This window comes from Neptuniibacter sp. QD48_55, from assembly GCF_047778115.1.
Lineage (GTDB): Bacteria > Pseudomonadota > Gammaproteobacteria > Pseudomonadales > Balneatricaceae > Neptuniibacter.
The window spans coordinates 2,760,361-2,774,594 of the sequence record NZ_CP180555.1; the positions used below are offsets into that span (position 1 = coordinate 2,760,361).

General features: G+C 44.7%; 15 protein-coding genes. 6 read left to right on the forward strand and 9 right to left on the reverse strand.

Annotated elements, in window-relative coordinates; translation table 11 throughout:
- Nucleotides 1-250 precede the first annotated feature (250 nt).
- From ACMXYW_RS12820 to mutM, 4 genes are all read right to left on the reverse strand, one after another.
- Complete coding sequence (locus ACMXYW_RS12820; RefSeq protein WP_415904299.1) at nt 251-1,288, reverse strand: MJ1255/VC2487 family glycosyltransferase; 1,038 nt, start codon at nt 1,286-1,288, stop codon at nt 251-253.
- A gap of 4 nt (nt 1,289-1,292) precedes the next feature.
- On the reverse strand, nt 1,293-1,832 hold the full coding sequence (locus ACMXYW_RS12825; RefSeq protein WP_415882179.1) for a phosphatase PAP2 family protein: 540 nt from the start codon (nt 1,830-1,832) through the stop codon (nt 1,293-1,295).
- Between the two features lie 86 nt (nt 1,833-1,918).
- Entirely contained in the window at nt 1,919-2,851 is a 933-nt protein-coding gene (locus tag ACMXYW_RS12830) for an alpha/beta fold hydrolase (RefSeq protein ID WP_415904300.1), read from the reverse strand.
- A 12-nt stretch (nt 2,852-2,863) separates the two neighbouring features.
- Entirely contained in the window at nt 2,864-3,676 is an 813-nt protein-coding gene (mutM, locus tag ACMXYW_RS12835; protein WP_415904301.1) for a bifunctional DNA-formamidopyrimidine glycosylase/DNA-(apurinic or apyrimidinic site) lyase, read from the reverse strand.
- Between the two features lie 133 nt (nt 3,677-3,809).
- Here mutM and ACMXYW_RS12840 point away from each other — a divergent pair, with 133 nt between their 5' ends.
- Nucleotides 3,810-5,393 (forward strand): cation:proton antiporter, encoded by a 1,584-nt coding sequence (locus ACMXYW_RS12840; RefSeq protein ID WP_415904302.1) that lies wholly within the window; start codon nt 3,810-3,812, stop codon nt 5,391-5,393.
- A 70-nt stretch (nt 5,394-5,463) separates the two neighbouring features.
- Here the strand turns inward: ACMXYW_RS12840 and rpmG are convergent, their stop codons facing one another.
- The 3 genes from rpmG to radC all read right to left on the reverse strand — a co-directional run bounded on the left by rpmG (nt 5,464) and on the right by radC (nt 6,767).
- Nucleotides 5,464-5,631 (reverse strand): 50S ribosomal protein L33, encoded by a 168-nt coding sequence (rpmG, locus tag ACMXYW_RS12845; protein WP_415885565.1) that lies wholly within the window; start codon nt 5,629-5,631, stop codon nt 5,464-5,466.
- Nucleotides 5,632-5,642: 11 nt separating this feature from the next.
- Nucleotides 5,643-5,879 carry a 50S ribosomal protein L28 gene (gene rpmB / locus ACMXYW_RS12850; protein ID WP_415885566.1) on the reverse strand — a complete coding sequence of 79 codons (237 nt, stop codon included), beginning with the start codon at nt 5,877-5,879 and terminating at the stop codon, nt 5,643-5,645.
- 213 nt (nt 5,880-6,092) lie between these two features.
- Nucleotides 6,093-6,767 carry a RadC family protein gene (gene radC, locus ACMXYW_RS12855; protein ID WP_415899027.1) on the reverse strand — a complete coding sequence of 225 codons (675 nt, stop codon included), beginning with the start codon at nt 6,765-6,767 and terminating at the stop codon, nt 6,093-6,095.
- A 215-nt stretch (nt 6,768-6,982) separates the two neighbouring features.
- Between radC and coaBC the strand changes: the two genes are divergently transcribed.
- The 5 genes from coaBC to ACMXYW_RS12880 all read left to right on the forward strand — a co-directional run bounded on the left by coaBC (nt 6,983) and on the right by ACMXYW_RS12880 (nt 12,074).
- Nucleotides 6,983-8,215 (forward strand): bifunctional phosphopantothenoylcysteine decarboxylase/phosphopantothenate--cysteine ligase CoaBC, encoded by a 1,233-nt coding sequence (gene coaBC / locus ACMXYW_RS12860; RefSeq protein WP_415904303.1) that lies wholly within the window; start codon nt 6,983-6,985, stop codon nt 8,213-8,215.
- A gap of 42 nt (nt 8,216-8,257) precedes the next feature.
- A complete protein-coding gene (locus ACMXYW_RS12865) occupies nt 8,258-9,646 on the forward strand; it encodes a phosphomannomutase/phosphoglucomutase (RefSeq protein ID WP_415904304.1) in 1,389 nt (462 codons plus the stop codon).
- 65 nt (nt 9,647-9,711) lie between these two features.
- A complete protein-coding gene (gene argB / locus ACMXYW_RS12870) occupies nt 9,712-10,611 on the forward strand; it encodes an acetylglutamate kinase (protein ID WP_415885571.1) in 900 nt (299 codons plus the stop codon).
- Nucleotides 10,612-10,620: 9 nt separating this feature from the next.
- Nucleotides 10,621-11,214: a nucleoid occlusion factor SlmA gene (slmA, locus tag ACMXYW_RS12875; RefSeq protein ID WP_415882188.1), complete on the forward strand. Its 594-nt coding sequence runs from the start codon at nt 10,621-10,623 to the stop codon at nt 11,212-11,214.
- A 77-nt stretch (nt 11,215-11,291) separates the two neighbouring features.
- Nucleotides 11,292-12,074: a sulfite exporter TauE/SafE family protein gene (locus ACMXYW_RS12880; RefSeq protein WP_415904305.1), complete on the forward strand. Its 783-nt coding sequence runs from the start codon at nt 11,292-11,294 to the stop codon at nt 12,072-12,074.
- A gap of 4 nt (nt 12,075-12,078) precedes the next feature.
- Here the strand turns inward: ACMXYW_RS12880 and ACMXYW_RS12885 are convergent, their stop codons facing one another.
- A complete protein-coding gene (locus tag ACMXYW_RS12885) occupies nt 12,079-12,924 on the reverse strand; it encodes a divergent polysaccharide deacetylase family protein (protein ID WP_415904306.1) in 846 nt (281 codons plus the stop codon).
- A 1-nt stretch (nt 12,925) separates the two neighbouring features.
- Nucleotides 12,926-14,227, reverse strand: a complete 1,302-nt coding sequence (locus ACMXYW_RS12890; protein ID WP_415904307.1) for a S41 family peptidase — start codon at nt 14,225-14,227, stop codon at nt 12,926-12,928.
- Nucleotides 14,228-14,234 lie beyond the last annotated feature (7 nt).

The following is a 14,234-nucleotide window of genomic DNA, read 5'->3' on the forward strand; positions in this document are numbered from 1 at the left end:
GTTAGACCTTACAAATGAAATTAAGAATTTTTCTTATTTCCTTTCCAGTGACAGAAGGCATAATTAGAAACGTGGATCTCCTGTTCATGGAACGAATACAAAGGACGGCCTCGATAAGCGGAAAGGATGGCATTGATGCCCTAGGACAAAGACCGCAAGGATTATGGAAGCCAGCAAGGGGGTTGCTTCACGGAAGGAGCAACCCCTTACTTTTTCCCTACAAATATTCCCGCTCTCTTTACTAAAAACCTTATGCCGTTACGTAAGTAGGCTGTGCCAACCACGTTTCTTCAATAAGATTCTCAATAGATACATTACAACCCGCTTTAATCCATTTAGCTAATGGAGTCGCAACATCAGGAATGTAGAAAGGTTCTGGTTGTGGCGATTCAAGCCAAGCTCCTATCTTTTGACAGTCTAAAGCGTCTACGACTCTACCTAAACCAAGGATTTCCAATACCTCAGCATTGGATTCTTGCTCAGCCTGACCTTTTTGCGGCAAGGTCATTATCTTTTTTCCATATTGCAAAGCTTCACTTAACAAGCCAAAACCGGAATTACAAATCACCCCTTCACAATCAGATAGGTCTTGCTGAAACCCCATTCGAGAAAAAGGCCTGACATGGCAGTTTCCTTGATCCAAGGGCTTATCAACTGAAGAATAGATAAAGAAGTGAGCATGACTGTGTTGTTTAAAGGCAGGCATCATAGACTCAAGATCATCATGAGGCAGGTAGACCACCACTTTCTTCTCGGTAAGGCTTGGACTAAACAAAGGCTTTTGAATTAATGGTGGGCAGATATCTTGATCGAAACGATCCCAATGCAAACCAATAGGAATATTAGCTGGCGCAAATGACTTTACCTGAGCCTTGAGTAAAGGCCCTGATTTTTTATCGGGCAAATCATGCAGAAAAGCATATTGATGAGCAATACCAACACTCTTAACGCCTTTCAATTTCGCCGCCCACGCAGTTACCGGTTCGAAATCAGTGATAACAAGGTCATATCCCGTAAGATCGAGCGCCTGAATATCTCTAAGCAGTTGAAAAACATTGTTTTTCGTAAATGTTTTCCAATGATCGACCTTACTACCCTGCATATAAAAGGTTAAACCCCTTCGGCATTGGTAATCACCAAAGGGTTCCATATTGAAAAGCTTCTCAGGTTCTCGGCCACTAAACAGATAATCAACTTTGATGCCTTCCTTCTCTAATGCCGGAGCCATCACTCGTGCACGAGTAATATGACCATTCCCTGTAGCTTGTACACCATAAAGAATACGCATCAGCTCAGACCATCAAGGACAAGAAAGGAATTAGCGAAATCGCAGCAGCTGCAGAGCTTAAGCCCAGTACTGCGCCAGCTAGAATATCTGTTGGATAGTGCACACCAAGAAGAACCCGAGACATACCTATAGCGACAGCTAAAACATAGGATACAACCGCAAATTCAGGATAAAAATGTGCGACAAGCGCAGCAAATACAAACGCAGCAGCAGAATGACCAGATGGGAAGCTAAATTTATCAGACGGAACTATATAAGCTTCAAACGGCAACGAATCACAAGGCCGATCACGCTTTATAGTATTTTTAAGAATAAGGTAGAGCGGCAGTTCAATGGCATAAGCAAATAGCCCCACCAACAAAAACAAAAGACCAAACTGCTGCTCAAAAAGAGCAAGGGCAAAGCCAATGAATAGGTATAAAACACCATCACCTAATCGAGAAACTTGCCGACTTACCGAAGCAATTTGAGCTGCTTTAGGAAGGCCCAAGCACCAATTAAAGGTGAGTAAATCAAACGCTGTTACTAGTCGAATAGCACTCATTGTCAGTATCTCCCAATACTTTCATCATGCTTTCAGATGATGGAAGTACTAGGTGACAGCGAAATGAACACTTTTTGACAGTTCAATTACAAAACTGCAGCAGCCATCTCTTTAGAAAACTCCTGCTCGAACCATTGCGCGGCCATAGTCACAACTAGATCCGGTTGCAATAAAGGCACCATATGACCTTGGCGTTTCATTACCAACAACTCCATAGGTTGCTCACAATAATTCATCAAGCGCTGAGAATAGCTCACGGGTAAAACTTCATCTTTATCTCCATGCAAAATAGCAGCAGAGAAACGGTGTACTCTATTCACAATGTTGCAGCGATGGTTAAACAGACTAGACAAAGTTTTGAGTGGGTAATCAAAAACAATTAATGGATCATTATTAATTGCGGCACCTGCAGGATGCCCCTTTAACAACTGCTCAAAATCAACGAAAGATTTTAATGGCACTTTATACCCTGGCATCATTAGAGACGATGCCCATGTCCAGTTCCAACCCATTCGATAAGTAACATCGGGAGCTAAATCAGGTACCAACAACGTCCCGCAAAGGACTGTAGATAGGCGCTCATCCTTTTCAGCTGCAGCAACAGCAAGCAATGCACCGATTGAATAACCGTAAACTCCAAACGGGCCCTTAAAACGTTGCTGTAATACATCTAGAACGTCCGATACAGCATCACACATCTGATCTACTGTGTAATGCCCCCTAGACCCGCCTGAATAACCATGCCCTAGAGGATCAACACCAACAACATTAAAGCCTTGCTGAGATAACTTACACAGTAACTCTGCATAGAGTTCACAGTAGGTACCAATTCCCGGCAGAAAGATAATCGTTGGCGCATCGGGAGCGTACTCGTATAACTCACAATGAACAGCACTTTCACCAACACAAAAGGCTGTACGGTGTTTTAAAAACTGCTCTAAATTCAGCTTGTCACGCAGATCAACACGTAAACTACAACCTTCTTGGGAAATAATAGGCGGTCTGATTGGAACACTCATAATCAACTCAACTTATCGCTGGCAGTGTTTACAAAACACTGTGGAGCGCTGCCCCAAGCGTACTTCTGTTAATGGAGCCATACACTGTACACAAGGCTCCCCTTTTCGACCGTAAACATTGAGCTTTTGCTTAAAGTATCCCGGCTTACCATCACCACCAACAAAATCTTTCAGCGTAGTACCACCTTGCTCAATTGCAGCAGCCAACACTTTTTTAATATTCTCAACTAAACGCGCTAAGCGTTCATAAGAAATATTACCTGCTGCTCGCCTCGGATCGATACCTGATAGAAAGAGCGCTTCGGTGGCATAGATATTTCCAACCCCGACCACAACTTTACTATCCATAATAACTTGTTTGATAGCCGCTTTACGTCCAGCGCAGATCGCATGAAGATGCTTAGCATCAAATTGCTCACTAAGAGGCTCTGGGCCTAACTTATATAGCAGCTCATGGTGTTCATTAAGCGGTTGCCATAATACCGACCCAAAGCGACGCGGATCCGTTAACCGCAAAGCTTTACCATTTCCGAAACAGAAATCTACATGGTCATGTTTAAGAACGGGCTCATCCTGCTTAACGATCCTTAAGCTACCTGACATCCCCAGATGCACCATCACTTCACCGGTAGATATTTTAAGAAGGATGTATTTTCCGCGGCGACCAACAGACTCGATCACCTGCCCTTCTATCTCGTCCGCTAAAAAATCAGGAATCGGCCAACGGAGGTTCGGATTTCGAATCAGCAAACGGGTTACTTTTTGCTGATTAATATGAGGGCTAATGCCTCGACAGGTCGTTTCTACTTCTGGCAATTCAGGCATGAATTTCAACTGTAATACAACATTGAAAGCTTAGACTAACATAAAATCAATGAATTAAGGGCTTATCTCAATGCCGACGTTAGTCAAGCTATGCTACATTCTAGGTCTAATTTAGTAAGGTGATTTGTACTCAATGGATTTTATCTGGATCTTATTTGCATTCGTCTGCGGTTATACACTGCGATTGATTGAGATGCCCCCTCTTATAGGGTACCTATTTGCAGGTTTCTTCCTGCACTTTATTGGTGTTGAACCAGTAGATAGTTTACAAACCTTGGCTGATCTAGGTATCACATTGATGCTTTTCACCATCGGCCTTAAATTAAATGTAAAAGATCTATTAAAAACCGAAGTATGGGCCAGCACCCTGTCTCATATGACCCTCTGGACTCTTTTAGCCGGCTCCGCTTTTTTATTGCTCGCCAGCCTATCCATTCCGTACTTTTCAGATCTAGATCTTAAATCTGCCGCATTGATCGGTTTCGCCCTTAGCTTCAGCAGTACCGTATGTATCGTGAAGCTCTTAGAAGAAAGCGGTGAAATGAAAACCCGACATGGTCAACTCGCTATTGGCGTCTTGGTTATGCAAGATATTGTTGCCGTTCTGTTCCTTGTCGCAGCCACGGGGAAGATTCCATCGATATGGGCCCTAGGCCTGTTCGGCTTAGTCTTCATTCGTCCTCTACTTAATCATTTACTCATGCGTGCTGGTCATGGTGAATTGTTGCCTTTGGCCGGCTTCTTCCTAGCACTAGGTGGTTATGAACTCTTCAGCCTAGTAGGCGTGAAAGGTGATTTAGGTGCATTAGTCTTCGGCATGCTACTTAGCACTCACCCTAAAGCCAGTGAGCTAACAAAGTCACTTTTAAGCTTCAAAGACCTCTTTCTCATTGGATTCTTCCTATCCATCGGATTCACGGCTTTACCTGATTGGTCAATGTTGGGCATGGCAGCTATCCTTGCGGTTCTAATTCCATTGAAATACATCATGTTCTTTGGGATTTTCACCCGTTTAAATCTGCGCGGACGAACCTCTTATCTATGCGCCTTAGCACTGAGTAACTTTAGTGAATTCGGATTAATTGTTGCTTATCTTTGTGTAGATAGCGGCTGGCTAAGTAAAGAGTGGCTGGTCATTCTTGCACTTGCTGTCTCACTATCATTTATCCTGACAAGTGTAGTCTATCGATCTGCCCACTCTTTCTATTTGCGTCATAAAGAGAAGATTAAAAGTTACGAATCAGACACGCCACTTCCAAGCGATATTTTTGTTCAACCGAAAGACTCTGAAATATTGGTGATCGGACTTGGCCGTGTAGGCAAAGGCGCGTTCAACGCCCTACATAGTATTGTTGGGGACAAAGTATGGGGGATGGATGCTGATCGAAACCGTATTCAGAAATTTCGACAGAAAGGGCTGCATGTCTTCTATGGTGATGGTGAGGATGCAGACCTTTGGTGCAATATGGATGTCAAAAACATCAAGCTAGTCTTATTAGCATTACCATCAATTGAAGACAGTCTGAACATTGCAGAACAGCTACATAGCGCCAACTATCCAGGAGAAATAGCAGCGATTGCTCGTTTCCCAGATGAACATAAACAGCTGGTAGACGGTGGCATTCATACGGTATTTAACTTCTACACAGAAGCGGGCTTCGGTTTCGCTGAAGAGAGCTTACAGTTAATCAACCACCCTAAGGCAGCCGCAGATTAATCTGCGGTTGCTACACAGCGGACAATAAAAAACCCAGCCTAGGCTGGGTTTTTTATGAGAAGAAAATCAATTACTTGATTTTAGCTTCTTTGTACTCAACGTGCTTACGTACTACTGGATCGTACTTTTTGAACACCATCTTTTCAGGAGTGTTACGCTTGTTCTTGTCAGTAGTGTAGAAGTGACCTGTGCCAGCAGAAGAAACTAGCTTGATCTTTTCGCGTGCGCCTTTAGCCATGATTCAGCTCCTTAAACTTTGATGCCGTTAGCACGAACTTCAGCTAGAACTGCGTCGATGCCTTTTTTGTCGATGATACGCATACCTTTAGAGGAAACACGTAGACGTACGAATTTGTTTTCGCTTTCTACCCAGAAACGGTGCCAGTGCAGGTTTGGAAGAAAACGACGGCGTGTTTTACGCTGTGAGTGGGAAACATTGTTTCCTGTAACTGGACGCTTACCAGTTACCATGCAAACTTTAGACATATTATAAAGCCTTTAAAATTAAGGGTTACGAATCTATCCTTTATTCTCTTTTTTTATTGAAACGGCGTAAGGAAAAGCCTCTGTACTCTCCAGAGTCCAAACCGTTTCTCAGGCGGAGCGTCCCGTAACTAGACAAGATACCGTACCGGAGTATGGATAGAAGGCCGCGAATTATACACAAGAGCATACACATTCACCAGCACTTAATAACTTTTATAATAATCCCCGCTCAGCAAACGAAACAATCTCAAGATCCCCGACAATCATATGATCTAAAACCCTAACTTCGATCATCTCCAATGCGTTTTTAAGTCGTTCGGTTATATGCTGATCAGCCATACTGGGCTCAGCAACACCCGATGGGTGATTATGAGCAAGGATAACCGCCGCAGCATTGTGCTCCAATGCTTTTGCGACGACCTCGCGGGGATACACTGCCGCTGCGTTAATCGTGCCAAAAAATAGCGGTTCATATTTAAGTACGCGGTGTTTGTTATCCAGAAAGAGACAGGCAAACACCTCTCTTTGATGATGGCGCAATTGCGAAGCCAGATAGTTTTTAACCTGCTCCGGCCTCTCCATCGCATTGCCTTTTTCAATAGAGGCTTGAAGATGCCTGCGACTCATTTCCAATACGGCCTGCAATTGAACAAATTTTGCAGAACCTAAACCATGCGCAGCACAAAATGCTTTTTGATCACTTTCAAGAAGTGCGCGCAAAGAACCAAATGTAGTTAATAGATCACGGGCCAGATCAACCGCACTTTTACCTTTTACCCCTGTACGCAAAAAGATAGCTAAGAGTTCGGCATCTGACAGCGCAGCCGCGCCTTGAAGTAAAAGTTTTTCCCGAGGCCGCTCGGCTTCTGGCCAATGCGAAATAGACATAAGAGATCTCCATTTTATCTCTTCTCTATTTGCCTCATACGGAACACAGGCATTCAAACCTTGAGAAGAGTCATCATCCTTGATGAATTGCATTAATTTAACGCCATACAATCTACGAAACTTTACTCGAAAATGGTATGGTACCGATCCTTTTTATTTCCGCGTCATTTATATTTAGGACGCTACAAACGCAAAGATTACAGTAGTTAGCCAGTATGCAGAGACTTACTAACAAACAAATTATTCTTGGAATCACCGGCGGTATTGCAGCTTATAAAAGCGCAGAGTTAACTCGAATCCTCAAAGGAGCCGGTGCTGAAGTTCGGGTTGTAATGACAGCCTCTGCAACCGAGTTTATTACCCCTCTGACTTTACAAGCGCTCTCAGGCAATCCCGTCCACCAGCATCTTCTGGATGCCGAAGCAGAAGCGGGCATGGGGCATATTGAATTAGCTAAATGGGCTGATTTGATCCTGATTGCGCCAGCAAGTGCTAACTTTATGGCTCGCTTAGCCTCGGGCCAAGGCGATGATCTACTAACAACGATCTGCCTAGCGACAGATGCACCTATCTGCTTAGCCCCTGCAATGAATCAAGCGATGTGGCGTGACGAAGGCACACAAAAGAACGCAGCAACGCTGAAATCTCGAAGCTTAAAGCTGTTTGGACCTGGTATAGGTGAGCAAGCCTGTGGCGATACCGGCCCAGGCCGCATGTTAGAACCGACAGAAATAGCAGAATTAACAGCAACCCAATTTGACCGAGGTAGCCTGACAGGTAAAACCGTCTTTATTACCGCAGGTCCTACACGTGAACCATTAGACCCTGTGCGATATATATCCAACCATAGCTCAGGAAAAATGGGCTACGCCCTTGCAGAAGCTGCAATGGAAGCCGGCGCCAAAGTTAAATTGATCAGTGGCCCTGTAAATCTGCCTGCACCTGCCCGCATAGGCAGAACCTCAGTAGAAAGCGCTCAAGAGATGCTTAACGCCTCTTTGGAAGATATTGCACTCTGTGACATATTCATCGCGGCAGCAGCAGTAGCGGACTACCGCCCTACGGCTATAGCTGAGCACAAAATAAAGAAAGGCTCAGAAGAGATCATGGAACTTCATCTGGTTAAAAACCCAGATATTGTTGCTACTGTAGCGAATAGTTCACCAAAACCATTTACGGTAGGTTTTGCTGCTGAGACACGTGATGTTATCAGTTACGCAAAAAGCAAACTTGAGCGTAAAAACCTAGATCTCATCATCGCAAATGATGTTTCTCGCTCAGATATTGGTTTTAACAGCGACGAAAATGCGGTGACGGTTATTTCAGCGACAACAACTGAAACCTTACCCCAAGCGTCTAAGCGTCAGTTAGCCAGCAAGCTGATCGAAAAGATCGCAGCTCAGTATCATGGAAGTGCAGTAACGGAAAAAGAGATCGAAACTGCATAACTTATTTTGGATTTCAAACTTTGTGAATATCAAAGGATTAACATGCGTTACCCTCTAAACTCTCTAGACCACGCAATTTTCCGTGCTTACGATGTCCGAGGCATTGTCGGTTCCGCTTTAACAGATGATACGGTCTACCACCTAGGCAGAGCTTTTGCTGCCGAAGCAAAATCACAAGGTGTTGAAAATGTTAATGTTGCTGCCGATGGCCGCTTATCCAGCCCGCACCTTAAACAACTCTTTAGTGAAGGCTTAATGGACGGTGGCTGCCAAGTTATAGATACAGGCTATGTACCAACCCCTACCCTTTATTACGCAGCACATCAGGATAGTCAATGCACAGGCGTAATGATCACGGGTAGTCACAATCCTGCTGATTACAACGGTTTTAAGATGATGATCGACGGCCACACATTGTCTGGTGATGAGATCCAAGCTCTTAAAACACGTATTATTGAGCAAAACTACTCAGAAGGTGAAGGCTCTAATCGCGATTTAGATATCCGTGAAAGCTATCTTGAGCGCATCCTTTCGGATATCAAACTAGATAAAAAGCTAAAAGTTGTTGTCGATTGCGGTAACGGCATTCCAGCTGAGCTAGCGCCTAAGTTAATTGAACAACTAGGCTGCGAGATTATCCCGCTTTACTGTGAAGTCGATGGCACTTTCCCTAACCACCACCCAGACCCGGGCAAACCAAAAAACCTGATCGATGCTATCGCGAAGGTAAAAGAAACGGGTGCGGATTTAGGCCTAGCATTTGACGGTGATGGCGATCGTGTAGGCGTTATTACTAACGAAGGTAATATCGTATATCCAGATCGCATCATAATGCTATTTTCCGAAGAGATCCTTAAGCGTAATCCAGGCGCAGAAATCATCTTCGACGTAAAATGCTCACGCCTACTCGCCAAAGTGATTACCGAAGCAGGCGGTAAAGCAACTATGTGGCGTACAGGCCACTCTTTGATCAAACAAAAAATCAAAGAAACCGGCGCACTGCTTGGTGGCGAAATGAGTGGTCATATCTTCTTTAAAGAGCGTTGGTACGGTTTTGACGATGCGCTATACAGTGCAGCACGCCTGCTTGAAATTTTAGCAAATACAGATCAAACCGTTGAAGAGCTATTCGCTCAATACCCTGAAGATGTAAGCACACCAGAGCTAAACATCACGGTTACCGACGAAAATAAATTCGATATCGTCGCAGCCCTTCAGGAAAAACACTTTGAAGGCGGTACTGCCAACCATATTGATGGTGTACGCGTCGACTACCCTGATGGCTGGGGCTTAGTTCGCGCATCCAATACAACACCTGTGCTTGTTCTTCGTTTTGAAGCAGAAACAAACGATGCGTTAATACGCATCCGAAACGATTTCGAGCAAAAACTACATGAAGTGGATAGCAGTCTCGTTATCCCACACGAATAAAGCCCAAACGGCAGGAGTGCACCGATTAAATCGGTGCACTCATATAATAATTTTAAGGAAAGACTATGCCTCTAACACGTAAAGATGCCATGACTACCGCTCATGTATTGAGCGAGGCTATGCCATATATTCAGCGCTTTGTCGGCAAAACAATTGTCATCAAATATGGCGGTAACGCCATGATTGACGAAAAGCTGCAAAACAGCTTTGCCCGTGACATTGTGATGATGAAGCTGATTGGTATTAACCCAATTGTTGTACACGGAGGCGGCCCGCAGATCGGACAACTGTTAGAAGATCTGAAAATCGAATCACACTTTATCAACGGTATGCGCGTAACCGATTCCAAAACCATGGATGTTGCCGAAATGGTATTGGGCGGCACGGTTAATAAGCAGATCGTAGGTCTGATCAATAATAATGGCGGCCAAGCTATCGGCTTAACAGGTAAAGATGGTCAGCTTCTACGTGCTAAAAAACTACGTGTTGAGCACAAGACTCCTGAAATGGAAGCACCGGAAATCGTCGATATCGGTCACGTAGGCGAAGTAGAAAGCGTTAACGTTAAAGTCTTAGATATGTTGGTTAACTCCGACATCATTCCAGTGATTGCACCGATTGGCGTGGGTGAAGACGGCGCGTCTTACAACATCAATGCAGACCTAGTTGCCGGTAAAGTTGCTGAAGTTCTGCAAGCTGAAAAGCTGATTCTATTGACCAACATTGAAGGTCTAATGGATAAAGACGGTAATATCCTAACTGGCCTAACAACCAAACAAGTAGATGATCTAATCGAAGATGGCACTATCTACGGCGGGATGCTACCTAAAATCGGTTGTGCATTAAGTGCAGTAAAAAGCGGCGTAAACAGTGCTCATATTATTGATGGCCGTGTAGAGCACTCCTGCATGCTGGAAATCTTTACCGATGAAGGTGTTGGTACTCTGATCACCAACCGCGGATAAGGACGAACCATGAGCGAAACAGTCAAAGTATCCCGCCGCGAGCAAATCTTACAAAGCCTTGCTCGCATGTTGGAAAACCCAGGGCAAAAAATTACGACTGCTGCCCTCGCTAAAGAAGTAGGTGTGTCAGAAGCTGCGCTTTATCGCCACTTCCCAAGTAAAGCACGCATGTTTGAAGGCCTAATCGGCTTTATCGAAGATACAGTGTTTAGTCGTGTTACTGCGATCACACAAGTTGAACCGAGCGCAATCAAACAATGCGAGCAAGTACTTACTTTGCTATTAGCATTTGTTGAACGTAATCCAGGCATGGCACGACTGCTTACAGGCGATGCTTTAACCGGTGAAACAGATCGCCTAAGACAGCGTATCAATCAGTTCTTCGAACGTTTAGAAACACAGATCAAACAGATCTTGCGCGAAGCAGAAGTCAAAGAGGGCTTACGTACTGAAACAACTGCTGGAGCAACTGCCAACTTGATGCTTGCGTGTTGCGAAGGTCGTATCCGTCAATTCGTAAGAACAGAGTTCCGAAGAACGCCGACCGAGCAGTGGAGCGAGCAATGGCCGCGAATTGCTGCCGGCGCTTTCCGTCCAGCCTAATTGACGTTTGGCACAATGATTCTTTAAGGGGAAGCTAGCTTCCCCTTTTTTATTCCTACGGAGCTACCAGCACAACTATGGATCAACTTATTGAACACGGCGGATTGTTTGTTCTCTCATTTTTCGCCAATGCCTTATCAGCAATGGCCGGAGGCGGAGCAGGCTTACTGCAACTCCCCGTACTGCTATTCCTTGGCTTAAGTTTCAATACAGCACTAGCCACCCATAAAATCGCCAGCGTAGCACTAGGTATTGGTGCAACCATTAGGCATCTGCGTGAAGACAAATTGGACTATAAATTCTGTGGATTTATATTGCTATGCGGCCTACCCGGTGTGGTTATCGGGGCTGATATCATCATCGACATCCCTGAAGGTTGGACCATACTCAGCTTAGGCCTGTTAACGGCTGGATTGGGCGTCTACTCGTTTCGTAAGAAGGCGCTTGGACTTACCGCAGAACCTTGTAACAGAGATCGGTTAGGGCTGATCATTGGGGGCGGTGTACTGTTCGTTATTGGCGCCTTAAACGGCTCTTTGACTTCAGGCACTGGCTTATTTGTAACACTCTGGCTCGTTCGCTGGTTCGGTCTAGACTACAAAACAGCCGTCACCTATGTCTTGATTCTGGTAGGTTTGTTCTGGAACTCCACCGGCGCTATTACCGTAGCACTGCAAGTAGATCCTCGTTGGGAATGGTTACCTGCACTGTTGATCGGCGCCATTATCGGCTCATATACAGGTGCACACTTAGCCATTACTCAAGGTAATCAGCTGATAAAAAGAGCATTCGAAACACTCACAGTTCTAGTAGGAATAAAACTGACGGGGGATGGGATCGGAATATTAATGGCCCTCTAGAGCCTTAATGTTTAATCGCTACCGGTAAAGCTTGGCAGTGCCCTTCGCTACGATCACAAGGCTCAACTTTCGGTTGAGCCATAAGCAACTGAGTACGAGATCGAATATTAAGCAACTCAGACGCCGACACTAAACGGATACCTAATTGTTCTAGAATAGGCAGTGCTTCAGATAAATACTCCACTGTTGCTGGATAAGGGTGCCCTATAACGACAGCATGCCCTTGAGTCACAGCTAAACTTAAAGCTTGTTTGAACTGGTTGTGGATATAATTCCAATTCTGCTTATTATCTAAAAAAACATCCCTTACTAGGTAGGGGATCTGGTGCTCATGGGCTACCTTCCAAGCCACACTTCGTCCGGTTGTCACGCTATCAATAAAAAAGATATTTCGCTGTTTTGCCACAGCCATAATCTCTTTCATCTTTTGACGGTTTTCAGTCAAAAGACTTCCCATGTGGTTATTCATACCAACTACATGGGGAATCGAATCCAGACTATTATGCAATACCTGCTGAATCTCTTGCCTAGACAACTGCTCAGTTAACGCGCCAGGCCCTAGACGAAGTCCGGCTTTATTTTGCATTGGTGCATGCAATATAACCTCTTTTCCCTGCTTATATGCGATTTCCGCCAAATCATAGGAGTGTGGGGTATGGGGCAGAAATGCATAGGTAATCGCACCAGGTAGGTTGATCGCAGCCAAACCTTTTTTACGATTATCACCAATATCATCAATAACAATTGCCATCACCGGCTGGTTATCCGTGAATACTGGGTCGGCATAGCTAGGGCTAGCTAAAACACCTAGAGTAATGACCGCTGAGCAAATCCGTCTAAAAAGCAGCATATCACTTACGCACGATTGCCAAAGCTTTGAGCAAGTTTAAAGCTTCGTACAGCTGATAATCTCTTGCTGCAAGATTATCTTTTTTCGCTTCCTCCGCTGCCTTCTTCTCACCATTTTCAAGATGGCCACTTAGATCTTTTTCTTTCAAATATTCAGGGCCGCCTTCGCGTAAGGTTAACTCAGCATCATTAACCTCAATATCTGGTTTGATGCCTTGCGCCTGAATAGAACGACCATTAGGTGTGTAGTACCTAGCCGTAGTGATTTTCAGTGCACGCTCTTTTGTTAAAGGCAGAACCGTTTGAACCGAACCTTTACCAAAACTATCGACTCCCATGATAACAGCACGCTCTTGATCTTGAAGCGCGCCTGCGACGATCTCAGAGGCCGATGCAGAACCACCATTAATCAAGACAACAAGTGGAAGCTCTGGCAGTAAAGTATCGCTAGTCGCACTAAAGCGTTGCTCAGATTCGGCCAAACGACCTTTGGTATATACGATCAATCCATCCTTCAGGAAGGTATCGCTGATATCCACAGCGGCTTGTAACACTCCACCCGGATTATTACGCAAATCCAACACTACACCTTTCAACTCATTTTTCATTAAGCGTTTAAGGTGTTTATTAACCTCTTTCCCTGAATCTACTTGGAATTGGGATACGCGCAAGTAGCCGAAACCCTCATCCAACATGCGACTCTTAACACTCGCTACTTGGATGATGTCTCTTACAACTTCTATTTCTAACGGCTTTTCTTCGCCTTCACGCACGATCGTTAGAATAAGCTTACTGCCAGGCTTACCACGCATCAGCTCTACAGCTTCGCTAAGCGGCATGCCTTGTACCGGTGTATCATCCAGCTTAGTAATCAAGTCCCCAGCTTTAACCCCAGCACGCTGAGCGGGCGTATCATCAATTGGCGTAATAACACGAATAAAGCCATCTTCAGAACCTACTTCGATGCCTAAACCACCAAATTCACCACTGGTATTGGCTTGCAGACTCTCAAACTCATCGGGTTCTAAATACGCAGAATGAGGATCTAACCCTGCAATCATGCCTCGCAGAGCATCTTCAAGCAGACGCGCATCATCCACAGGCTCGACATAGGAGGATTTAATTCGTTGGAACACTTCGGTGAATAATCGAAGTTCATCTAGAGGTAATACTTTTTCCTCTGTAACAGCAGGTGTATCTGCAGGCTTCGGATCAGCAGCGTGAAGAGGGAAAGAGACAAGCGTACTAACAACCATACCAAGCAAGGTACGTTTGAACCCGCCCGAACATAAAACTGAATTCATAATTTCT